At 55.3% G+C, this 26,317-nt stretch carries 3 protein-coding genes; all 3 read left to right on the top strand.

Features of this window, described 5'->3' with window-relative positions:
• The first annotated feature begins 598 nt into the window (after positions 1-598).
• Positions 599-7,258: a type I polyketide synthase gene (locus tag H6650_20000; protein ID MCB8954295.1), complete on the top strand. Its 6,660-nt coding sequence runs from the start codon at positions 599-601 to the stop codon at positions 7,256-7,258.
• The gene (locus H6650_19995; GenBank protein ID MCB8954294.1) at positions 7,259-12,079 is read left to right on the top strand and encodes an SDR family NAD(P)-dependent oxidoreductase; all 4,821 of its coding nucleotides are present in this window, start codon (positions 7,259-7,261) and stop codon (positions 12,077-12,079) included.
• A 175-nt stretch (positions 12,080-12,254) separates the two neighbouring features.
• Positions 12,255-26,315: an SDR family NAD(P)-dependent oxidoreductase gene (locus H6650_19990; protein MCB8954293.1), complete on the top strand. Its 14,061-nt coding sequence runs from the start codon at positions 12,255-12,257 to the stop codon at positions 26,313-26,315.
• Positions 26,316-26,317: the final 2 nt, after the last annotated feature.

Here is a 26,317-nt window from a genome sequence, read left to right as displayed (position 1 = left end):
ACCTGGGTCACTTAGGAACGGAATTTAATAGGACAACAAAGTTGCTTCCTTACCGTTCCTTCAAATTGACGATGCAATTCCGTGCTTTTTTTCATCGTCAGTCCTTATCAGCCCATCAGAAAATGCTCACGCGGATCAAAAAAAGGGGACTTATTGGCGGATGGGACCGAAGGGTTCGCGTAAAACTGACTTTGGATTATGCGATAAGCAAAAACCCTGCCAGCGCATTCGTTATTTCCAGTCTGGCATACGGACGCGCCCTAAGCAAACGTCACGTTCCACACCAATCATGATGCCCCATGCTTAATCTCTTGACATAGCAAGGTCAAAATTCCAACAGTGACTCTACTGAAAAAAGGCCAAAAACCGGGTTTTTACACATGAACCACTCTGGTAATTTCGGCCGGACACTCGAAAAACCCGGTTTTTTCAGTGACTCAACAGTAAGAGGTTCTTTATTCGAGAGTTTCCATTCATGGATAGCTATCAGACAGACCTTGTGACTATCAGCGGGCTGCCAGGTGGTGTACCTGTTTCTAACCACGACCGAGACAGACGGGATTTGCGGGCAGTCTCCGTAATCAATGAGAGAACAACCATGTATCCATCTCTTCCCCCTGAGAACGGCGCTATATCCGAACCAGTTGCCATTATTGGCATTGGTTGTCGTTTACCGGGCAATGTCAATTCGCCAGACGCTTTCTGGCAATTCCTACTAGACAAAAAAATTGGCATTGGAGATATCACGCCGGAACGGCTGCGCACGAACTATGCGTTTTTTCCGGGCGCGTTGGAAGAAGTGACGACTCGTCGGGGGGGCTTCCTAGAAAATATCGATCGGTTTGACGCGGAATTTTTCGGTATTTCCCCACGCGAGGCCCGGCGCATGGACCCGCAACAGCGGTTGCTCTTGGAAACAACCTGGGAAGCGCTGGAGGATGCCGGGCAGGTTCCTGAAGCATTAGTCGGCAGTCGTACAGGTGTCTTCATCGGTTTGTGGCTCAGCGATTATGAAACGCATGTGTTTCGCGATCTGAGCAAACTCGATTTTCATATGACGACAGGGAGCGGTCGCTATGCCGCATCCGGGCGGCTTTCCTTCTTCCTGGGGTTGCAGGGGCCAAGTATGACGATTGATACGGCCTGTTCTTCGTCTCTGGTCGCGGTGCATCTTGGTTGTCAAAGTATAAGAAATGGGGAGTGCAATCTGGCCGTTGTGGGTGGCGCCAACCTTATTCTGCAACCTCACATCAGTGTTGCATATTCTCGCTCGAACATGATTGCGCCTGATGGGTTGTGCAAATTTGGCGATGCGGCGGCTGATGGTTACGTGCGCAGCGAAGGCGTGGGGGTGATCATCCTCAAACGGCTTTCTCAGGCTATCGAAGATAATGACTCAATTTACGCTGTGATTGGCGGCAGCGCTGTTAACAATGATGGTCACCGAAATGGCTATTTGGGCACGCCAAGCCAGGCCGGGCAGGAGGCGTTACTGCGTTTTGTTTATGAAAGTGCCGGCATTGATCCCCACCACGTCCATTACGTCGAAGCGCACGGCAGCGGTACGCGGGTCGGGGATCCTGTCGAATTAGGCGCCCTGTCCGCTGTTCTTGGCAATGGGCGTTCCGCGGACAAGCCCTGCTTTGTCGGTTCCGCCAAAACGAATTTTGGACACACTGAAGGCGCGGCAGGAATTACCGGCTTGATCAAAGCCGCGCTGATTCTAAAGCATCGCCTGATCCCGCCCAGCCTCCATTTACACAACGCCAACGGGCAAGTAGCCTGGGAAACAGGGAGGATACATCTCGTCACCGAAACCAGGCCCTTACCGGCAAAGAAAGGACAAGGCATTGCTGGCGTCAATTCGTTTGGTATTACAGGCACGAATGCGCACGCCATCCTGATGGAAAGCCCTCTGACTTTGGGAGAAGGCAAATCACCCGAAACTGACGACAAAGCTTACTTGCTTCCCTTGTCCGCGCATACGTCCGCTGCCCTGAGAGAAACGGTACGCGCCTTCCAGACGTGGCTGACGACAACAGAAAATGCTTCTTTGTCTGACATCTGTTACACCGCCAGTTGTCGCCGCATGCACCATAGAAAACGGGCGGGCTTTGTGGGCCGAAACAAAGAAGAAATATCGGCGCGGTTGAGCGCATTTCTGCATGAAAAGCGGTCTGCAACGGTCATGGATGACACAGCGTCTGCTGTTGCCGCGCCCAAAATCGCCTTTGTGTTTCCAGGGCAAGGCTCACAGTGGTTGGGAATGGGGCGGGAATTGATGATTCGCGAACCCGTCTTTCGGCAAACGTTGGCCCAATGCGAAGAAGCGATGCGACCGTTTGTAACCTGGTCATTGCAAACGCAACTTGTAACGGATCCCGAATCTCCTGGCTACCTTCTTGGCGAGATTGATGTGTTACAACCTACATTGTTGTCCATCGAAATTGCCCTGGCGGCACTTTGGCGTTGGTGGGGGATTGAACCCAATGCCGTGATTGGACATAGCATGGGAGAAGTCGCGGCTGCTTTTGTGGCTGGCGCTTTGAGTTTGACGGATGCCATGAGGATTATTTGCCGGCGCAGTCAACTGCTGCGTCGCGTGGCCGGGCAAGGGGCCATGATCGTTGTGGAATTGTCTCTGGAAGAAGCACGAGAATTGTTAGCGGCGGAAAGTGCCGATTCCGTTTGTTTGGCCGTTAATAACAGTCCACAAATGTGCGTACTCGCTGGAGAACCGTTCGCCCTTGAGCGTATTGAGCAAAGATTGCAGGCTCAGGATGTGTATTGTCGGCGCGTAAAGGTTGACGTTGCTTCGCACAGTCCACAAATGGACTCTTTGATTCCGGAATTGCTGGTTGAATTGGCCGACCTCCAACCTTGTTCGGGGTCTGTTCCCATTTACTCTACCACGCTAGGGGCGGTCATTGAGGGCGACGAATGTGACAGGACATATTGGGCGAAGAATCTGCGCCAGCCTGTGCTTTTCTCCGCCATGACGCAGCAACTGATAGCAAGTGGTCACACTATTTTTATTGAGATGAGTCCGCATCCCATTTTGTTGCCCGCCGTGCAACAGGGGCTGCAATATGCAAACCAGGCGGGAACTACGCTCTCGTCGCTACGGCGAGATGAACCAGAACAGGTCAATTTGCTGACATCATTAGAACGTGTTTTTGCCCTGGCGTATCCGGTGCGATGGGCGTCATTTTATGCACGGCCCGGGAACTTTGTACGGCTGCCCTTGTATCCCTGGCAGCGTGAATCTTATTGGGTCACGACTCAAAGCCCGGCTGAATCAAACCATACACCACGCGCCTCCGGTATCACCTCGCTGCCGGACACGTATACCCTCACCGCTGAGGGCAATCATCTCTGGCAAGGAACGTTATCCTTAGCTCACTTTTCTTATCTGCGCGATCATCGGGTGCAAGAGTTGACCATTGTGCCGGCATCTTTCTATCTGGACACCATTTTTGCCGCCGCCACCCAAATCCTCCCCAAAACAGATTTTCAATTGGCACAGGTTGTTTTTCAAGAAGCGCTCACTCTGGATGATGCACAAACACATGTCATACAGCTTACAATCACCCCCGACACACCAGGTACATTTACTTTTCGCCTTTACAGTCGGCCGCACACATCTACCCAGACAAAATCCTGGTCACTACATACTTATGGAACTATTCAAGAAATAGAGCCAGAAGCACGTTCCCGTGGAAACAACCCACCTCAACCGTTCGCCGCCCTCTCTCAGCCCTCCTCCGCCGCGGACGTCGTCTCCGGCTCCACGCACTACACTTCCATGCGTCAACGCGGACTGCATTATGGCCCGCATTTCCAGGGTGTCATTGAATGGTGGGCCGGAGAATCAGAGGACGTCATCGGCAAATTGCGGCCTGTGGCGTTGCCTTCAGCGGGCAACAACGGGCAAAAGCTGCATCCTGCCTTGTTGGATGCCTGTTTCCAACTCCTATTCGCTACTTTGCCCAGGCACGACGACAAGACACGCCTCTACCTGCCAAAACATCTGAACAGTTTGCGGATATACGCTCAGCCAGAGGATGGTGAGGTCCTTTATGCCCAGGCAAAAGGCCATTCCCTAACGCCAGACGGCATTACAGGGGATGTGCTGCTAGTAGATGGGGCCGGCCAGCTATTGGCAGCCGCCTACGGGCTGCATTTGCAGCATATTCCCCGGCCGAAAACCCCTATCCTACCCAACTGGTTCTATAAGGTTCAATGGCAGCGGCAACCGCACGCTGCCCGCAACGGACTTGTTCTAACAACATCAACCAACTGGCTGATCTTTGCCGATACGACTGGCCTGGCTCGTCAATTGGTGGATCGCCTGCGGGAAGCCGGGGCAACTTGCATCGTTGTCTGGCCCGGCGCGGATGACCAACAGCTTTCTGCCGGCGAATACCAGTTCAATCCGCTTTCGGTCGCGTCATGGCAGCAAGGAATCGGTACGATCTTCGCGGAGACAGAACAGATTGATCATATTGTTTACCTGTGGGGTTTAACATCCTCGTTTTCTGACGAGACAACGGCCGACAATTTGATGGCAGCGCGGATGGCGTGCGTGGGCATTGCCTATCTGATCCGGGCGATGCGCAAAACGCCGCGATATCCTTCTCCCCGATTGTGGCTAATTACCCGCGGGTCACAGGCAGCAGGCGAAACACCTGATGTCGTCGCGGCCGACCAGGCAGCCCTGTGGGGACTGGGAGCAGGCGTTATCAACGAACGACCCGAACTGCGCTGCACCCGTATTGACTTGAGCCAACAGCCATTTGCCGGGGAAACCGAGGCCTTGCTGGCTGAGTTACAGTATGATGCCCCTGTGGAGCAGATCGCGTTGCGGATTGATGGACGGTATGTGGCCAGATTGGCGCGCTATGTACCCGAAATAGAAACGCCCGTCACGCCGCTCGATCAAACAAATGGGGTCGGGAGTCTCCCTGATCAGGCTTATCGTCTTAAAATCAACCAACCTGGAATCCTGGACCAATTGAGCTTGGAAGCCGCGACGCGAACGGCTCCAGGGCCAGACCAGGTAGAGATAGCCGTTCAAACAGCCGGGTTGAATTTCATGGATGTTATGAAGGCGATGGCTATTTACCCGGCCGTTGATCCGCGAATGCCGGCATTCCTAGGCGGTGAGTGCAGCGGGATAATCACGGCTATCGGGGAAGAAGTGGTTGGTTTGCATGTCGGAGACGAGGTATTGGCACTTGCCCCAGACTTCGACACCACCAGCCTGCTGGCCTCGCACGTCATTGTCCCGGCTGCACTGGTAGTGCCCAAACCATCTCATCTGACGCACGAACAGGCAGCCACTATTCCCATCACGTTTCTGACAGCCTATTACGCTCTGTATTACCTGGGACGTTTGCAAACGGAAGAGCGGGTATTGATTCACGCTGCTTCTGGCGGCGTAGGGCTGGCGGCAGTGCAGCTAGCCCAATTGGTCGGCGCTGAAGTTTTAGCCACCGCCGGCTCGGCGGAAAAACGCGCCTATCTGCAAACGCTGGGCATCCAAAAGGTAATGGACTCTCGCACATTGGATTTTGCGCGTGAGGTAATGACGCATACGGATGGAAAGGGCGTTGATGTCGTCTTGAACTCCCTTACCGGGGAAGCAATGGAGCAAAGTCTGTCCGTTTTAGGGTCATATGGCCGCTTCCTGGAGATTGGTAAACAGGACATCTATCAAAACAAGCCCCTGGCTATGCGTCCTTTCAAGAACAACCTGTCATTTTTCGCTATTGACCTGGCTCGTCTTATCAAGGAAAAGCGTTCTTTCGTCATGGAACGCCTGCGAGAGATAATGTCCTTGTTTGCGGCGGGGAAGCTCACGCCCCTCCCCTGCAAAACCTTTGCCATAACCGAAGCGGAGAACGCCTTGCGGCATATGGCCCAGGGCAAACACATCGGCAAGATTGTGATAACGATTCCCGCCCAATCAGTCACAGTGACCGGCACGAAAAGACCCGCGACACGTATCCAACCTGATGGTAGTTACCTGATTACCGGCGGGTTGGGCGGATTGGGATTAAAAACCGCCCGATGGTTAGCGACGCAAGGAGCGGGCACGATCATTTTAATGAGCCGCGGCCAACCCTCAAGCGATAAGCAAAAGAGCATAGATGAATTGGTTTGTGCCGGCATAAACGTTGTCACAGTAGCCGCGGATGTTTCCCAGGCTGACGAAGTGGCCTCCGTCCTTCGACAAATCGAAGAGACATCACCACCCTTGCGCGGCATTATCCACGCTGCCGGCATCCTGGATGATGCCCTTCTGCACCAGCTTGACCAGGCGCAATTTGAACGTGTATTCGCGCCGAAGATAAAAGGCGCCTGGAATCTACACACGCTCACACGCCACAAACCCCTGGACTTCTTCGTCCTATTTTCCTCCTCCGCCACCATTCTCGGCTTACCCGGACAGGGCAACTATCTGGCTGCCAACGCTTTTTTGGACGCCCTGGCGCACTACCGCCACGCGCAAGGGCTGCCCGCCACAAGCATCAATTGGGGCGTATGGGCAGAAGTTGGCCTGGCCGCGATGGACGAGGCCCAGAGCCAGCTTTTGACATTGCGTGGCTTGGGCGCATTAACACCCGCGCAAGGGATAGCCGCCTTCGATTGGCTAATGAAACGGCAACACGAAACGCAAATAAGCGTGATGGCTTTTGACTGCCGGCAGTGGGCCGTGTCCATGCCAGAAGCTACCACATTGCCATTCTTCCATGAGCTAATGCCAGAGCTGACCCATGATCCCCGCGAACAAGACAACAAATCAATGCGGGAACTATTGACAAACCAACCCCAGCAGGCCAGAAACGCCACCCTGGAAGCCTACCTGCGCGATCAAGTCGGTCAGGTACTGCATCTACCCACAGAAACCATATCGGCCAACCAATCCTTCAAAGGATTGGGAATTGACTCCCTAATGGCTCTGGAGCTGAAAAATCGCCTGGAGAAAAACCTGCAAATGCAGTTGTCAACAACCCTTATCTTCAACTATCCCACTATCCATTCATTGGCCGCGCATTTGTCAGGAAAATTCATGGCCGACGAGCACGCACCGCCCCCTAAAACCCTGTCTGTCCAAGCAACCCTCCCAGCCCATTCACCAGCCTCTCCCGCGGACGTTTCTACGGACTCCCTCGACCAGTTATCAGATAGCGAACTGGAAGCCCTGCTGGCGGAAGAGATAGCGGCGCTGGACGATCTATTGAAGAGTGTGTAGATGAGCGTTTCCCCAGACACAAGCAGGAATACATCGCAGCAACTCAAACACGCCCTGCTGGCACTCAAGGAGGCACGCGCCAGACTAGAAGCGGCCAATCAGACGCAGCGGGAACCAATTGCCATCGTGGGAATGGCCTGCCGTTTTCCAGGCAGCGCCAACACCCTCCAAGCGTTCTGGAATATGTTGCGACAGGGAGAAGATGGGATTGGCGAAATCCCTCCCGACCGTTGGGCAAGCGACACCTATTATGATCCGGACCCTGCCGCACCTGGCAAGATGTACACCAGACGCGGCGGCTTTGTGGCCGAGGCAACATCGTTTGATGCCGCCTTCTTTGGCATATCTCCCCGTGAAGCCCGGCGCATGGACCCGCAGCAGCGATTGCTATTGGAAGTAGCGTGGGAAGCGCTGGAGCAGGCAGGACAAGACCCCAATCGCCTGACCGACCGCAACATAGGTGTGTTTATTGGTGTTTCCGACAACCAATATACACAGCATCAAATCAGAAGTGAGGGGGATGTCTGCGTTGACGACCCAAACTTTCTGCTCGGCAGTTCGTGCAGCGCGGCAGCAGGACGGCTTTCGTACCTTTTCGACTTTCGCGGACCAACGTTAGCTGTTGACACCGCCTGCTCATCTTCGCTGGTGGCCGTCCATCTAGCCTGCCAGAGCTTACGCACCCAGGAGTGCGGCCTGGCGCTCGTTGGCGGTGTCCATGTCATTTCCTCGCCAGAGACATTCATTAATTACTGTAAAATGGGTATGCTTTCGGCGGATGGTTACTGCAAAACATTCGACGCCGGCGCGGATGGCTTTGGCGTTGGTGAAGGGTGCGGCGTCGTCGTATTAAAGCGATGGTCTGACGCTGTAGCGGCGGGGGATCATGTGCTGGCATTGATCCGTGGTTCAGCCATCAACGAGGACGGGCGGAGCAACGGGCTGACTGCGCCAAATGGCCTATCGCAGCAAGCCGTTATCCGGAAAGCATTGGAAAATGCCGGCATCTCCCCCACTCAAATTAGCTACGTCGAAGCACATGGTTCTGGCACCCCGCTGGGCGATCCCATTGAGATAGAATCCATACAAGCCGCGCTGTGTCAAAGTCGCCCACCAGAACGCCCCCTCCTTGTTGGCACAGTCAAAACCAATCTGGGGCATCTCACAACCGCCGCGGGCATGGCCGGTTTGATCAAAACAGTCCTCAGCTTACAGCATCAGGCCATTCCTCCTCATCTGCATTTGCGCCAACCGAACCCTTACATCACCTGGAATGAACACCAATTCCAAGTGCCCACGCAACTTACCCCCTGGAAGCCTATCAATGGCCGTCGTCTCGCCGGCGTCAGCTCATTCGGCTGGGCCGGCACAAATGCTCATGTGGTTTTAGAAGAAGCCCCTACCCCGCAAGCAACGCCAGCCGACCCCCATTCACGCACGCCCTTTCTGCTTCCTTTGTCAGCCCGAACAGAAACAGCATTGGCCCACGCCACCGGCAATCTGGCTACCTATCTACAGACGCACCCAAACGCGCCGCTGTCCGATATAGCCTACACCTTGCAGGTTGGGCGTGCGGCTTTTGACTTCAGACGGATCGTGGTGTGCCACTCGGCACAAGAAGCCATAACGGGTTTGGAAAACCCAACAGCACGAAACGTCTTAAGCAGCGTCGTTTCGTCTCACTCTCGCCCGATAACGTTCATGTTTCCAGGATTGGGGGACCAGTATATCAACATGGCGGCGGGTTTGTACCACAACGAACCCCTCTTCCGGCAAGTGATTGATCACTGTTGTGAGGTATTGCAGCCCTATCTGGGAGTTGATTTACGCCCTCTGCTATTTTCCCAGAATGGCGGCGGCAAAGAAACATCCGTCGGACAAATGGATCTGGATTTACGGCAGATGCTGGGGCGCGCCAATAAGAAAGACGTTTCAGGATCGCTCAAACAGACCTCACTGGCACAGCCCGCTTTATTTGTCTTGGAGTACGCGCTGGCGCAACTGTGGATGTCCTGGGGAATTCAGCCACAGGCGATGATCGGGTACAGCCTCGGGGAATACGTGGCAGCCTGCCTGGCCGGCGTTTTTTCTCTTGAAGATGCGTTGCAACTGGTTGCGCGAAGAGCGCAAATGATTGATGCCCTGCCCGCGGGAAGCATGTTGGCCGTCGCTCTACCAGAAGAATCCATCGCCCCTCTGCTTTCTGAGGCCGTCTCGCTTTCCGGGATCAACGGCCCAACGATGGGCGTCGTAGCCGGATCACCCACGGCCATAGCAGACCTGGAACAAACGCTTATAGCCAGAGGGATTGCCTGTCGCCCGGTATCGACCACCCACGCTTTCCATTCGCGGGCAATGACACCAATCATGGACGAGCTGACCCAACTTGTCGCGCAATTCGAGCGGAGACCACCACAAATCCCCTATATTTCCAACGTAACGGGAACGTGGATTACTGACGAGCAGGCCGTTGACCCGCGTTATTGGGCTACCCATATGCGCCAACCTGTGCGCTTCGCGGATGGGGTTCGTGCGCTGTGGGAAAAGCCGGGAAATATCCTGGTCGAGGTGGGCGTAGGGCAGATGTTGGGTAGTATGGCTATGCAGCACCCGGCCAGGGCCAGCGCCAATGATCCAATTGTTCTGTCATCTCTACCCTCCGCGCACGACGCAACTTCAGACCAGGCGTTTATGGTGCGTTCGCTGGGTCAACTCTGGCTGAGCGGCTGCGCCATAGATTGGTCAGGCTTTCACACCCAGGCTTCTCGCCGCCGGCTTCCTCTTCCCACTTATCCCTTTGAACGTCAGCAGTACTGGACTCACCATTCTCGGCCGGCCAGCCCTGAGTTATCTCTGCCGCCAGCCCCGGCGCAAACGAGCATGGCGAAGCAAGAAATGGACGATTGGTTCCATCTGCCGACATGGCAGCGCGTCCCGCTGCTGCCCCCCAACAATGCCCCGGAAACGCGGCCGCAGAATTGGCTTTTGTTCGCGGACGCTTTGGGGGTAGGTACGGCACTGGCGACGCAATTGCGGCAGCGAGGGGATCAAGTCATCGTCGTCACGGCTGGCGACGCTTTCCAACGGCTCCAACAAGGATTCTATACGATTAATCCTCAACTGAGTCAGGAGTACGAAGACCTGCTGCACCATCTTTCTCTACTCAACCTTGCACCTGATCACATCGTTCATTTGTGGAATGTATGGACTAAGGAGAGGGTAGTGGTTGATGAAGACAGCGTTACCCAGGCGCAGGAACTTGGTTTTTATAGCTTGCTTTTTCTGGCGCAAGCTCTGGGAAAGCAGCAAACGACTACGCCCATTCAACTGCACGTTATTTCCAACAATATGCAGGACATGTCTGGCGGGGAAGCGACGTGTCCCGAAAAAGCAACGATGTTGGGAATGATCAGGGTTATTCCCCAGGAGTATCCCCACATCCGGTGTCAGAGCATTGACGTGGCGTTGCCGGCAGAATCCAGGGCCATCGCCATGCAACTTTTGCCAGAACTATCAGGCGATATTGCGGAAACCGTGGTTGCCTATCGCGGTCGTTCTCGGTGGGTACAGTCATTCGTGCCGGCAAAACTAACTCACAAGCAATCCGGTCTGGACTTGCTACGCCAACGCGGCGTTTACCTGATTACCGGCGGCTTTGGAGGCATCGGCTTTGCGCTGGCGCGATCTCTGGCGAAGAAATTTCAGGCCAGACTGATATTGGTCGGGCGGTCCCCCCTGCCGCCGCGCACGGCCTGGTCGTCACTGCTTGTGGACGAGAATGCGCCTGTTTCCACGCGGAACCGCATTCGCCAGATCCTGGCGTTGGAGGAGTCAGGGGCCGAAGTATTGGCTGCCACGGCGGATGCTGCGGACAAAGCACAAATGCAACAGGTCATCGCGGAAGCGCACGCCCGTTTCGGTCACATTCATGGCGTGTTTCATGTGGCCGGCGTGCCCGGAGAAGGATTGATCCAGGCCAAAGCGCCCGATGTAGCCGCACAAGTGCTGCGCCCCAAGGTGCAGGGTAGTGTCATGCTGCACAATATCCTGCGGCAAACACAACAAACCCTTGACTTCATCGTTTTGTATTCGTCCCTGGGGGCCGTTATGGGTGGGCTGGGAGAAGTAGACTATTGCGCGGCCAACGCTTTCCTCGGTGCGTTTTCCCACTATCTGCAAAGCCACCATGGAATCAACGCCGTCACCATTGATTGGGGGCTGTGGCAATGGGACACGTGGCAATCCAACATGGCAGCGGATGTTCCCGGCGTCTATGAGCAGATACGGCAAATACGCCAGACTTATGGGATTAGTTTTGCTGAAGGAGAGGAAGCACTCTGGCGTGTTTTGGCGACGCCGCTGCCCCAGGTGCTGGTATCTCCCCTGGATTTGCAGGCCACAATGGCGCGCCAATACTCGTTTACGATCACGGATTTTCTGCAAGATGTATCCCGAACACGGCAGCAAACAACCCACCCGCGCCCCAATCTACGCAATCCCTACGTGGCGCCCAGCAATGAAACAGAGAGGGCCATAGCCGCTATCTGGGCCGATGTGCTGGCCATGGACAGCGTGGGCATCCATGACCATTTCCTGGAATTGGGGGGCAACTCGTTGCTTGGCATGATGATCATCGCCCGTTTGAAGCAGGCGTTTGGCATCGCCCTCTCCGCGGCATCCTTATATGAAGGGCCTACAGTGAGCGAACTATACAAACTCATTTCCCCTAATGAGGAAACCGACAAAACGTTGTCGGCCAACAGAGAACGGGGGCAAAAACGCAAAGAACGACGTCAGAGACGAGGTCTCGCCCGTTCATAAGGGCGCATCCGTTTATAAGTCCGAAAGTGACGGATGCGCGGCAAGGGTTCTCACTTATCGGATAGTCCAAAGTTAATTGCGCGCGAACCCTGAGGCTCATTCTAAGAAAAACAACCCCGGTTTCTTCATGAAGGCCGGATAGTTCCAACAGGTAGGAACAGTGGAAAATCTAAAGATGCCTGATCTGAATCTTGACAATACAGCAAACGACATTGCCATTATTGGCATGGCCGGGCGCTTCCCTGGGGCAGCCGATATACGCCGGTTTTGGCAAAACTTACGCGATGGGGTGGAATCAATTACCCAATTCTCTGATGAGGATGTGCTGCGGGCCGGCGCCAATCCATCCGTGCTGAAGGACCCTAATTATGTCAAAGCTGGCGCCATTTTAGATGATATTGAGATGTTTGACGCTTCGTTTTTTGGCCTGACGCCGCGCGAAGCGCAAATCATGGATCCCCAGCAACGATTATTCGTGGAAGCGGCCTGGAACGTTCTGGAACACGCTGGCTATGATCCGGGACGTTATGCCGGCTCAATTGGCGTTTTTGCCGGCACGGGCATTAGTTCCTACTTGCTCAACAACCTGTATCCTAATCAAGAACTACAGGAATCCGTCGGCTTGTTGCCCCTCATTCTGGGCAACGACAAGGACTCCTTGACTACCCGCGTGGCCTATTTCTTGGATTTGACCGGGCCTTGCTACACCGTCCAAACATACTGCTCCACATCGCTAGTAGCCGTCAGCGTCGCTTGTGAGAATCTATTGTCTGGCGTTTGCGACATGGCTTTGGCCGGCGGGGTACATATCAGCGTCCCGCAAAAGATCGGCTACACCTATCAAGAAGGAGGAATTGCCTCGCCGGATGCGCGCTGTCGCGCCTTTGATGCTCGCGCCAAGGGGGCGCCGCTAGGAAATGGCGTCGGAGTCGTCCTATTGAAGCGCCTGACGGACGCCATTGCGGATGGGGACACGATACATGCCGTCATCAAAGGGTGGGCAGTCACCAATGATGGCGCGATGCGCGTCGGGTACACCGCCCCCGGCGTGCGCGGGCAGGCGGGCGTCATCCTGGAAGCACTGGCCAGCACGGACATCGATCCGGAAACCATCACCTATTTTGAAGCGCACGGAACCGGTACCGCTCTGGGAGATGCCGTTGAATTCGCGGCCATGACCAAAGCCTTCGCCGAATATACGGACAAGCGTGGTTTTTGCGCGGTTGGGTCCGTTAAAACAAACCTGGGCCATCTGGATCGGGCGGCGGGCATTACCGGGCTGATTAAGACGATCCTGGCGCTGCAACACAGACAAATCCCCGCAACCCTCCATTACGAACAACCTAATCCCGAAATTGACTTCGGCCAGACGCCTTTCTATGTGAACACCACCCTGCGCGATTGGGTTGTTGATGAAGATATGCCCCGGCGGGCGGGCATCAGTTCATTCGGCATGGGTGGCACAAATGCCCATGTCATTGTTGAAGAAGCGCCCCAAATTCCAACCAGCGCGCCGCGACGCCCCGCCTTTCTACTCCCCCTGTCCGCCAAGACGCCAACCGCCCTGACGACCCTGGCGCGGAATCTGGGGCGTTATTTGCACGAGGAGCAGGTAGAGAATCTGGCCGACGTCGCTTACACGCTGCAAATGGGACGCAGCGCCTTTGCCCATCGCGGGTTCCTGATTGCGCAAAACAGAGAAGAACTCCTGCGCCTGCTGGCCGAGGGCGGCGAACGGCTGTCCCGCGCCGTCAATCCAACCCAATCACGCCCTGTTACATTCATGTTTGCCGGCATTGGCGATCATTACCCCAACCTGGCTCGTGAACTGTATGAGGTGGAACCTGTTTTCCGCCAGACAGTAGATACCTGTTGCGACCTTTTACAGCCCATTTTGCAGTTTGACCTGCGCCAGCAACTGTTTACGGGAGAAGCTCCCGCCCCCGCGGAAAAGGGCTTTAGTTTACGCCAGATGCTGGATCGCAACAGACTTCAGGAGAATGCCCGGCTCAACCGCACGGATGTGTCCCAGCCGGCCGTTTTTGTCGTTGACTACGCCCTGGCTCAACTTTTGCTGTCATGGGGTATCGCACCAGACAGTTTGATCGGACACAGTCTGGGCGAATACGTGGCTGCTTGCGTCGCTGGCGTACTTTCATTGAAAGATGCGTTGACGCTGGTAGCGCGTCGGGCGCAGATGATCCAGAACTTGCCGGGCGGGCGTATGCTGGCAGTTTCCCTGTCCGTGGCGGACGTACAGCCTTTCTTAAGCAGCGCTGTTTCTCTGGCATTGGTTAATACAGCGGAAACCTGCGTGCTGGCGGGCAACCCAGAGGCAATCGCGCAGATTGAGGCGAAGTTAGCGGAGAAGGAAGTGGCAACGCGCCTTTTGGAGACGACGCACGCTTTCCACTCCCATATGATGCGCTCACTGGTAGATGATTTTACGGTGCTTCTGCGGCAATTCACCCTTAAGCCTCCCCAGATTCCTTACCTCTCAAACGTGACCGGTACGTGGATTACAGATGAAGAAGCGACCGATCCTGCCTACTGGGTGCGTCATCTATGTGAAACAGTGCGGTTCGATAAAGGTTTAGCCGCGCTACTGCCCGATAAGAATCGCATCTTGCTGGAGATCGGCCCTGGGCAATCGCTCAGTTCTTTTGCCAAACAACACCCTTTATGTCAACGAGAGCAGTTGTCGTTAATCCTGCCCACGTTGCGCGCCGCTTTCGACACCCGTTCCGATGTGGCTTTCCTTTTGGAAACAATCGGTAAGTTGTGGCTGACGGGCTATGCGTTTGAGTGGCAACATCTCTACAAGGAAGAACGCCGTCAGCGTATCCCGCTGCCTACCTATCCGTTTGAGCGTGAGCATTATTGGATTGAGCCGCTACCTAATAGTTTTGCCTCCCCGGCAAAGCAGGAAGATCCACGTAACGGCAAACGAGACGAGCCTGCCGACTGGTTTTATGAGGAGGTGTGGGAGGAGTGGCCTTTGCTCAATGCAAGCAATGCGGAAATGGCCGATCCCTGGCTGCTCTTTGTGGACAAGGTGGGTTTGGGAGCCGCGCTGCAACAGCAACTGCGACAACGGGATGTTACTGTTTTTTGCGTGGAGGCGGGCGAGACATTCGCGCAAATAGATGATTTCACATTTGTGGCGCGCCCTGATGAACGAGCAGACTATGAGCTTGTTTTGGCGAAATGCCGGCAGCAATCAGGCGCCATCCCCTCTCGTATTGTGCATATGTGGAGCGTGGACCAGACAGAAATCGACCTGAGTAACCGTAACCATTTCCAGGAAGCGCAGCGGCGCGGGTTTAACAGCCTGCTTTATCTGGTGCAGGGGCTAGGCGAGCAACGGGATGCCCAGGCAGTTGAGCTGACGGTCATGACCAACCAGGCGCAACCGGTGGCCGGCTATCCACTCAATCCGGCTCAGTCACCGGTCTTGGGCTTGTGTCGCGTTATTCCCCAGGAATACCAAAACATTCGCTGCCGCGTGGTAGACGTAAGCGCCGGACCATCTGTGCCGGCAAATCCACAAACCGTTGTCCAACCACTCTTAGCCGAACTATGCGCTCCACTGACAGAAGTTGCCGTCGCCTTTCGTGGCGACGCGCGCTACGTGCAACGGTATATCCCCAAACGGCTTACAACCTCAATCGTTGATGCCCCCCTGCGCCCCCATGGCGTCTATTTGCTGACGGGCGGCTTGGGTCACATTGGACTGACCCTTGCCTTAGAACTGGCGCGGCGCACACAGGGAAAACTTGTTTTGACCAGTCGCTCTGCTTTGCCGCCTCGTGATGTCTGGAACGACTGGCTGCGGCACCAACCGCCCGATGATCGCACCAGCCAGCGAATTCGACAGGTGCTGGCTATTGAAGCAGCCGGCGCCGAAGTCATGGTAGCGCTGGCGGATACGGCCGATGAAGCGGCCATGCGCGCCTTAATAGACGACATTTATCAACGTTTTGGGCAACTAAACGGCATTATTCATACGGCTGGCGTCACGACGCCTGATGTATTAAAGGGGTTGCAGGATACAAATGAACACGTTTATTCCACCCATTTCGGGGCGAAGGTTGATGGCGTCTACGCTCTGCACAATATCCTGACGGACAAAGCGATTGATTTCTGCTTCTTGTTCTCCTCACTTTCCGCGGTATTAGGCGGCCTAAGTTTTGGCGCTTATGCGGCGGCGAACGCATTCATGGATAGCTTTGCCCAGGCGCAAAACAACCAGGGGGGCGCCACGCGGTGGAGCAGTGTCAATTGGGATACCTGGCAGTTTTCGGCTATGTCGGCGGTTGATACGCCTTTTGCCACTACGACCGTCTCGCAGTTCGAGATGTCACCCGCGGAAGGCACAACCGCTTTCCTGCTGGCGCTCTCCAGTGGTGAGGCTCACCTGATTAACTCAACGGGGGACCTGGAAGAGCGCTTCCGGCAATGGGTGGCGCTGGAAGCCTTGTTACCGCCACCCGGCAGCGTACATACAATCCATACACGGCCTGAACTGACAACTTCCTATGTTTCGGCTACCAATGAGTATGAAAAGCGTATTGCCGCAATCTGGGAAAATGTCCTCGGTATTGAAGGAATTGGCATCCACGATAATTTCTTTGATCTGGGCGGCAATTCCCTGATCGGTCTGCAAGTCATCCGGCAGATGCAAAAAGCATTGGACATTCAAGTGCCGGCAGTGGCTCTGTTTGAAGCGCCCACCGTGAGCGCCATGGCGCGATATTTGCGGCCGGTTGGACCAACCTTGCAAGAGGACCACGAAAAGGCGGCGCTAACGGAACGGCGCAAGCAAGCGCGCAAACACATTGAGCATGACGGTATTGCCATTGTCAGTATGCATGGCCGCTTCCCTGGCGCGCGAAATATCGCTGAGTTCTGGGACAATTTGTGCAATGGCGTGGAAACCATCTCCTTTTTCAGCGATGAAGAGCTGATCGCTGCCGGCACAAACCCCAAGCTGTTGGAAGCCTCCAACTTCGTCGCGGCGCGCCCCATTCTGGATGATATTGACCTGTTTGATGCCGCCTTCTTTGGGTACAGTCCCAGAGATGCGGAAATGATGGATCCGCAGCACCGCCTATTCCTGGAATGCGCCTGGGAATCGTTGGAGTTAGCCGGGTATGCCCCAGATAAATACAAAGGATTGGTGGGCGTTTTTGCGGGAGCCAACATCAGCACCTATTTGCTTTCCTGGTATCACAATCCCGATATTCAAGAGACAGTCGATCTCTACCAGATGGTCATTGGTGGAGACAAGGATGCCTTACCCACGACAGTTTCGTACAAACTAAACCTGAAGGGGCCTAGCTTTGCCGTCCAGACGTTTTGCTCCACTTCCCTGGTAGCAACGCACCTCGCCTGTCAGAGTCTGCGCAGTGGTGAATGCGACATCGCCCTGGCGGGCGGCGTTTCCATCCGGGTACCCGCGAAACAAGGGTATCTCTTTCAAGAAGGGGGAATGGGGTCCTCTGATGGGCACTGCCGCACGTTTGATGCGCGCGCCAATGGGACATTGTTCGGAGATGGCGTGGCAATCGTTGTGCTTAAACGCCTGGAAGATGCTTTAGCAGACGGCGACCAGATTTACGCCGTTATCAAGGGGTCCGCCGTTAACAATGACGGCTCGCTGAAGGTAGGTTATACGGCTCCCAGCGTAGCGGGTCAGGTAGAAGTGATTGCCGCGGCTTTGGAGAATGCCGGCATTCATCCGGAAACCATCGGCTACGTTGAAGCGCACGGAACGGCCACCAAACTGGGTGATCCTATTGAAGTCACTTCACTAACCAAAGCTTTTCAGCGCCAGACAAACAAGAAACATTATTGCGCGCTCGGCTCTGTAAAGACCCATGTCGGCCACCTTGACCGTGCTGCCGGCGTCACCGGCTTGATCAAGGCCGCTCTCTCCGTCAAAAACGGCGTCATACCGCCTAACCTCCATTTTGAAACGCCCAATCCCGAAATAGACTTTGAAAACAGCCCCTTCTTCGTGGTGACGCAATTGACACCGTGGCAACGAGAAAACAGTGCGCCGCGTCGCGCCAGCGTCAACTCCTTAGGATTGGGCGGCACTAATGTGCACCTGATTATTGAAGAACCGCCGCCGGCAAAGCATTCCGAACCAACCAGACCCTGGCAGTTAATTCCGCTGTCGGCGCGAACGGAGACCGCTTTAGAACAGAGTACGACCAACCTGGCCCACTACCTGCGGCAAAACCCTGGAGCCGACCTGGCTGACACAGCCTACACGCTGCAAACAGGACGTTATAGCCTGGAATATCGACGCATGTTGGTCTGCCAGAATGTGTCAGACGCGACCCAAATCCTGGAATCAGGCGATCCAACTCAACTCTTCACCCGTCACCAACCAGACGTGAACCGTTCCGTCGCCTTCATGTTTGCCGGTGTGGGCGATCAATACGCCAATATCGCCCGCGAGCTATACGTGGCGGAACCGGCTTTTCGGGAAGTCATCAATCATTGCGCCGGGTTCTTGCGCCCGATTCTTGGCCTTGACCTGCGCGAAATTCTCTACCCAGCCGCTACGGATAACGGGACGGCAAACACGGGCGTTGATCTGCGCCGGATGCTCAAACGTGCGGGAAATGCACCGACGGACTCAGAAGCGCCACTCAATCGCACCGACATCGCCCAGCCCGCCGTGTTTGTGATTGAGTACGCTCTGGCCCAATTGCTTTTGCAATGGGGAGTCAGGCCGGAGATGCTGGTTGGTTATAGCCTGGGCGAGTATGTCGCTGCTTGCGTTGCTGGCGTGTTGACGCTAGAAGACGCGCTTACGCTGGTCGCCCGTCGCGCCCAAATGATCCAGGAATTGCCGGCAGGATGTATGGTCGCGGTATCCATTTCGGAAGCGGCGGTACAACCTTTTCTGCACGATGAGATTGCCTTAGCCGCCGTGAATGGGCCACAAAACTGTGTTCTGGCCGGTCCGCCAGCAGCCATTAGCGATCTGGAACAGCAGCTCGGCCAGCGCGGCTACACCTATCGCCGCCTGGAAACGACTCACGCATTTCACTCAACGATGATGGCCGCGATATTGCCGGCATTTACCAGGCTGGTAGCTACCGTCAAGTTGCATCCTCCCCAAATCCCCTATCTTTCTAACGTCACCGGGCAATGGATCACGCCCGAAGAGGCCACCGATCCCGAATACTGGGGACGCCATTTGTGCCAGACAGTACGGTTTGGGGATAGCCTTTCAATTCTGCTGCGGCAGGACGATCTGTTCTTGCTCGAAATCGGGCCAGGGCAGTCGCTAGGCTCTTTTGCCAAACAACATCCAGATAGCCAGCGCAAACACCTGAACGTCATTGCCCCTACCTTGCGCCACGCCTATGACCGCCATTCCGACATCGCTTATCTGCTTAAGAGCCTGGGGCGCTTATGGCTGAGCGGGTACGAACTGGATTGGACGGCCTTGCATGGACACACCTATCGACGCAGGTTAGCGCTTCCCACCTACCCGTTTGAAAGGCAACGGTTCTGGATTGACCCTGAACCGGGGTTGCTGGCGGCCGGACCGCAACCGACGGTCGCCACCCAAAGAAAGGAAAACATTGCAGACTGGTTCTATTTGCCGGCATGGACGGAAACCCCGTTAGCGACACAAAACAAACGGGCCGTGGAAACCTGTCTTCTCTTTGAAGATAGCGTGGGGCTGGGTTCTGACCTGGGAACACACTTACAACGGCAGCAAAAGCGGGTCATTCGAGTCACGGCTGGAGAACAGTTTGCGCAGCAAGCCGCGGACCGGTTCTCACTCCGCCCTGACATAACGGCGGATTATCAGGCGTTGTTTGCCGCCCTACAACGCGCTAATGCGCTACCGGACACTATCATACACGCCTGGAGCGTCACCCCACTGTCCCCCCCCGCTGCTCAAATCGACCAATTCCAGGCCGCACAGAAAAATGGTTTCTACAGTTTGTTGGCATTGACAAAAGCGATGACGGAGGCGATGGACGTCTTCGCGCAACCGCAGATCTTCGTGCTGTCCAACAACATGCAGCCGGTTGCCGGCACGTTCCCTCTCTACGCCGAAAAATCGACTATCCTGGGGCCTTGTCGCGTTATTCCCCAGGAGATTCGCTCGGTTCGCTGCCGCGCCATAGATATGGTAATGCCGGCAAATGGCCTGGAGACCGAGGCACTGATTAACCAGTTGCTTGCCGAAATAAACACATCCGTTCCAGACGTGACCATTGCCTACCGTGGGCAGACGCGATACGTGCAAACATTCACCCCGGAAACCCTTGTCGCAAAACCAACCGAGAAGCAAATACGTCCTGGAGGCGTCTACTTAATCACCGGCGGTTTGGGCGGGATCGGACTGGCCCTGGCGGACTATCTTGTCAGACAATATCAGGCTCGATTGGTGTTGACCAGCCGGTCAGGATTGCCAGCGCCAGATACCTGGGATACGTGGCTGGCGGCACGGGGCAAGGATGATCCGACCAGCCGCAAGATTCAAAAGGTGCGGGCGCTAAAAGCTTTGGGCGGTGAGGTACTCGTGTTGGGCGCTGATGTGAGCGATGAGGCGCAAATGCAAGCCGTCATTGACCGGACCCGTACCCATTTTGGGGCATTGAATGGCGTGGTTCATGGCGCGGGTCTGGTCAGTCTGGATGCGGTTAAGGTGATCCAGAACATGGACACCGCGACGTGCGAAGCGCACTTCCGTCCTAAGGCGCACGGCTTGTATGTGTTGGACAAGGTGTTGGCGGATTGCGACCTGGACTTTTGTGTTTTGCTCTCGTCTGTTTCCTCCGTTCTGGGCGGGTTGGGATTTGTGGCATACACCGCCGCCAACATATTCATGGACACCTATGCACACGCCCGTGATTATGCCGGCAAAAACAGATGGACAAGCGTCAACTGGGATACCTGGCGCGTTGGACTGCATGATTCAGAACTATTTGCCAACGCCACCGTAGCCGTTTTTGAAATGACGCCCGAAGAGGGCACGGAAGCCTTTGCCCGCGCCATCGCCAGCAGCAAAACGCAACTGGTTAATTCTACGGGCGATCTGCAAGCCAGGATCCGACAATGGGTTCTCTTTAGCGACAACGCCCACAAATCATCAGGCAAACGACGCAGTTACGCCCGCCCAACGCTGGCTACCGGCTACGTTGCCGTCACCAATGAATACGAAAAACGAATCGCGGCCATTTGGGAAGACGTATTAGGCATCAACCAGATTGGGATACACGACAACTTTTTTGATCTGGGCGGGAACTCCCTGATTGGCCTGGATGTGGTAGCACGGCTGCAAAAAGAGTTTCAGACACAAATCTCACCCGTGGCTCTTTTTGAAGCCCCCACCATCAACGCCCTGGCGCGCTACTTGCAACCCGCTCATGCGGTCGCCGAACCCCATGCCGAGGCGGAAATACTCCAGGATCGGCGGCGCAAAGCTCGTCAAACCATAGACAACCAGGGCATCGCCGTGATTGCCCTGAATGGTCGCTTCCCTGGCGCCCAAAGCGTCGGGCAATTCTGGGAAAATCTGTGCAATGGCGTTGACTCCATATCCCGGTTTACCGATGAAGAATTACAGGAATCAGGCATAGACCCGACGCTGTTCAGCAAACCTAACTACATCAAAGCGCGCCCCATTATTGCCGAGGCAGATCTATTTGATGCCGGGTTCTTTGGTTACAGCCCCCGTGAGGCGGAGTTGTTGGATCCGCAATACCGCGTTTTTCTGCAATGCGCCTGGGAATCGCTGGAGTTGGCTGGCTATGATTCCGATCGCTACGGAGGTCTGATAGGCGTTTTCGCAGGCTCCAACATCAGCACCTATCTGCTGGGCTGGTATAGCGATCCAGAACTTTCCGCCTCTATCAACGACTCACAAATGGTCATTTCCGGGGACAAAGATTCCCTGACGACCATTGTCTCCTACAAACTCAATCTGCGCGGCCCCAGCTTTGCCGTGCAAACATTCTGCTCTACCGCATTGGTCGCCACGCACCTGGCCTGCCAAAGTCTGCTGCATGGCGAATGTGATATGGCTTTGGCCGGCGGCGTGGCCATTCGCGCGCCACAAAAACAAGGCTATTTATATGAAGAAGGTGGACAGGAATCCCCCGACGGGTATTGCCGTACCTTCGATGCGCAGGCAAAAGGCACCCTTTTTGGCGACGGCGTGGGCGTAGTCGTTCTTAAACGGCTGACGGATGCTCTCGAAGACGGGGATACTATCCACGCGGTCATCCGGGGATCGGCCATCAACAACGATGGTTCCCTAAAGGTGGGATATACCGCCCCTAGTGTAGCGGGGCAGGCGGCGGCCGTAATCACGGCGCTGGAAAATGCCGGCATTGATCCCGAGACCGTCGGTTACATTGAAGCGCATGGGACGGCCACCGAATTAGGCGATCCCATCGAGATTGCCTCATTAACACAAGCCTATCGCCAATTCACCGATAAGAAAGGCTTCTGCGCCATTGGTTCGGTGAAAACCAACGTGGGGCATCTTGATCGCGCCGCGGGCGTGGTCGGATTGATCAAGACAGTCATGACCGTGAAAAACGGGCTGATCCCCCCCTCTCTATACTTCCAACAAGCAAACCCGGCTATTGATTTTGACAACAGCCCCTTCTTCGTCAACACAACGCTTAACCCCTGGCCCACGCAGGAAGGAAACCCTCGCCGCGCCGGCCTGAACTCCTTAGGCATGGGGGGCACCAATGCGCACGTCATCGTTGAGGAACCACCCGCGCAGCCACCTTCCGGCCCAACCCGTCCGTGGCAACTGCTGCTACTGTCAGCTCGCACCGAATCCGCATTGGACACGGCAACGATGAACCTCGCTCATTACCTGAGGCAACATCCTGAAACAAACCTGGCCGACGCCGCCTTCACGCTGCAATCAGGTCGAAGAGCCTTTGCCTGTCGTCGGATGGTCGTGTGCCGTGATACGGCTGACGCTCTGGAGGCATTGGAATCTCTTTCCCCGCAACGAGTCTGGAGCGGTTACCAACCGGACATCAGTCGCCCGATCGCCTTTATGTTCGCGGGAGTCGGCGATCATTATTTGCGGATGGCCCAGGAGTTGTACCAGGAAGAATCCGTTTTTTACGATGCCGTGGAGGCGTGCTGTCGTGTACTCTATCCATTCCTGGGCGTAAAGGTACGCGATTGGCTATACCCGCCGGACCAGGCGGCGCCGAGCAAAACAAACGGAACGGGCATTGATCTGCGGAGCATGTTAGGACGGAATGGGGCGCGCGGCGACACAAGCCAGCCAACCGCATCGAGTCGGCTCCATGAAACATCCGTGGCACAGCCCATTGTCTTCGTAATCGAATACGCCATGGCCCGCCTGCTCATGTCGTGGGGCATACAGCCCCAGGCGCTCATTGGGTACAGTCTGGGCGAATATGTTGCTGCCTGCCTGGCCGGCGTGCTCTCCCTCGGAGATGCGCTTACCCTCGTGGCCACGCGCGCCCAAATGATCCAGGGATTGGATGCTGGCGCGATGCTGTCCGTATCCGCCTCATTGACGGAAATACAGCCATTCTTATCGGAAGAAGTCTCCCTGGCCGCGCATGTTGGTCGAAAAATGTGCGTATTGGCGGGTTCTCCGGCAGCCATTGAGCAAGTAAAGCCGCAACTGACGCAGCAAGAGATTTCCTTCCGTCAAGTAGACTCCAGCCATGCTTTTCACTCCACTATGATGAACCCGTTGCGGGAAAGCCTGACCGAACTGGTCCAAAGCATACAACTTCACCCGCCGCGCATTCCGTACATCTCTAACGTAACCGGCGACTGGATTACGGATGAACAAGCGACAGACCCTGGCTATTGGGCCAGACACATGACACAACCTGTACGGTTCTTTGATGCCCTGACAACGCTCCTGCAAACCAAGGAGCAGGTGATAATTGAAGTAGGCCCTGGTCAGGCATTAGGTTCGTTTGCCAAACAGCACCCGTCATGCAATCGGGAACAGGCCGGTTTGATCCTGAGCACCATGCGGGCTTCCTATGACCAACAGTCTGATATTGCCTACATCCTGAACACGCTGGGAAAATCATGGCTTTTGGGACTATCCCCAGATTGGTCAAGCTTCTATGGGCAGGAAAAGCGGCGGCGCATACCTCTGCCCACCTACCCGTTTGAGCGCCAAAGTTATTGGCTAAAACCGACGCCGCGTCATCTACAGGCAAAGGCGGGAACCAGAAAAGCGCGTACCCTGGAAGAGTCCATGACCGCCCTACCCCGTCAAGAGATAGATGGGTGGTTCTACATGCCTGTTTGGAACCAAAAAGCGGCGCTGATTCCCGCCAACACAGACAAGGAAACAGCACAAAATGAATGCTGGTTGCTGTTTGCGGACAAGACGGGCATGGCGGCAAAGGTGGCAACCTGGCTGCAAGCGCGCCATCACCCGGTTGTTTCGGTGACGGTTGGATCTGCTTTCTCGCGGACCGGCGATGGCCAGTACGTAGTACGTCCCGATTCACGGGATGATTATGTCAGCTTGCTGGGCGAGTTACAGGGACGCGGACTGACAGTAACCCATATCGTGCATATGTGGGGTGTCACGGCCAATGACCAGGCTCTGTCTGGTTATGACTTTCTAACAAGCAAACTTGATCTCGGTTTCAATAGCCTGTTCAGCCTGACGCAGGCAATAGGGGAATCAGATCTCGCTGACTGTCAATTGTCTATTGTCACCTCTGATGTCTATCCGGTGACGGGAGACGAAAATCTCTGTCCTGAAAAAACGCTGGTCGCCGGCGCCTACAAAGTCATCCCTCAGGAATATCCGCGGATAGCTTGCCGCTTAATCGATGTGGCGCTTCTGCCAGATTGGGATCGAAATGCCGGCAAACTCTTCCAAAATCTGCTAGGCGAGTTGACGGCCCCCGTTGTGGAGGACGCGATTGCCTTGCGCCGCCAGCAGCGCTGGGTGCAGGCATTTGACCAAGTTCAGCTCCCCCCTCTCCCGGAAACAGGCCCCCCCTGGCTTCGTCCTGGGGGAACATACCTGATAACGGGTGGGTTGGGAGGTATTGGCCTGGCAATGGCTAACCACCTGGCCCAACAAACGAATGTTAACCTGATCCTGATAAGCCGTTCTGGATTACCTCCCCGTGCCGAATGGGATGCTATCCTGAAACGGGAAGGGACCGAACGGGGTACAGGACGAAAGATACATGGGGTGCGGGAATTAGAGGCAACGGGCGCCAATTTACTCATTATGGGGGCGGATGTCGCCAATGAGCAGCAGATGCAGGCCGTGGTACAGGAAAGCATAACGCGGTTTGGCCGGATTCATGGGGTGCTGCATACGGCGGGCATGCCTGGCAACGGCTTGATTCAGTTGAAGACGCCGGAGATGGCTTCGTCCGTGTTAATGCCCAAAGTGATGGGCACGCTGGTTTTGGATCGCGTGCTTAAAGATGTTGAACTTGACTTTTTCGCCTGTTTTTCATCCATGAACGCTGTCACAGGGGGAGGCCCTGGACAGTTTGATTACGCGGCGGCAAACGCTTTCCTTGATGGCTATGCGCATTATTACGCCGATCATGAGCGCGTCGTCACGGCCATGGATTGGGGCGAATGGCTGTGGGATGCGTGGCAAGAAGGATTGGAGGGATTCAATCCCGATGTACGGGCCGCGCTGGTCGCCCATCGTCAAAAGTATGGCATCAGCTTTGCGGAAGGATACGACGGGTTGTCCCGCATTATCACCCACGGGCTGCCACACGTGGTTATCTCCACAAGGGATTTCCACGAAGTTGTTGCCGGCAGAAAAACGTTCAACATTGACGCTATCCTGGCTTATGGTCGCGGTGACCAGGAATCCCGGGCTAGATATCCTCGTCCGTCGTTGCGCAACTCCTATGTGGCCCCGCGCAACGAGATAGAGCAGAAAATCGCCGCGCTTTGGGGAGATATTCTGGGAATCGAAGAGATTGGCGTGATGGATAACTTCTTCGATTTGGGCGGGAACTCGCTGGTCGGTCTAGACATGGTGGCGCGGTTGAAGAAAGTGTTCCAGATGGACAAAGTGCCGGCACACGTCATCTACGAAGCGCCATCAGTCAGCGAATTAGCCAAATTCTTGCAGGCAGATCAAGGGGCAAAGGAAATTTCCATTGCCCAGCGCCTGGCGCGTGGCGAAAAGAGACGTGAAAAGAACCTGGAAAAGCGTAACAGGTATAAGAGGTAAGA

The sequence above is a fragment of the Ardenticatenales bacterium genome (assembly GCA_020634515.1).
Lineage (GTDB): Bacteria > Chloroflexota > Anaerolineae > Promineifilales > Promineifilaceae > JAGVTM01.
The sequence above is the reverse complement of the archived record's forward strand: the minus strand, read 5'-3'. Positions and strand labels throughout refer to the sequence as shown.

What these genes read in the sequence shown, in the direction of transcription:
- H6650_19995 (MCB8954294.1), top strand. Translation starts at nt 7,259, where the DNA reads ATGAGCGTTTCCCCAGACACAAGCAGGAATACATCGCAGCAACTCAAA.
- H6650_19990 (MCB8954293.1), top strand. Translation starts at nt 12,255, where the DNA reads ATGCCTGATCTGAATCTTGACAATACAGCAAACGACATTGCCATTATT.
- H6650_20000 (MCB8954295.1), top strand. Translation starts at nt 599, where the DNA reads ATGTATCCATCTCTTCCCCCTGAGAACGGCGCTATATCCGAACCAGTT.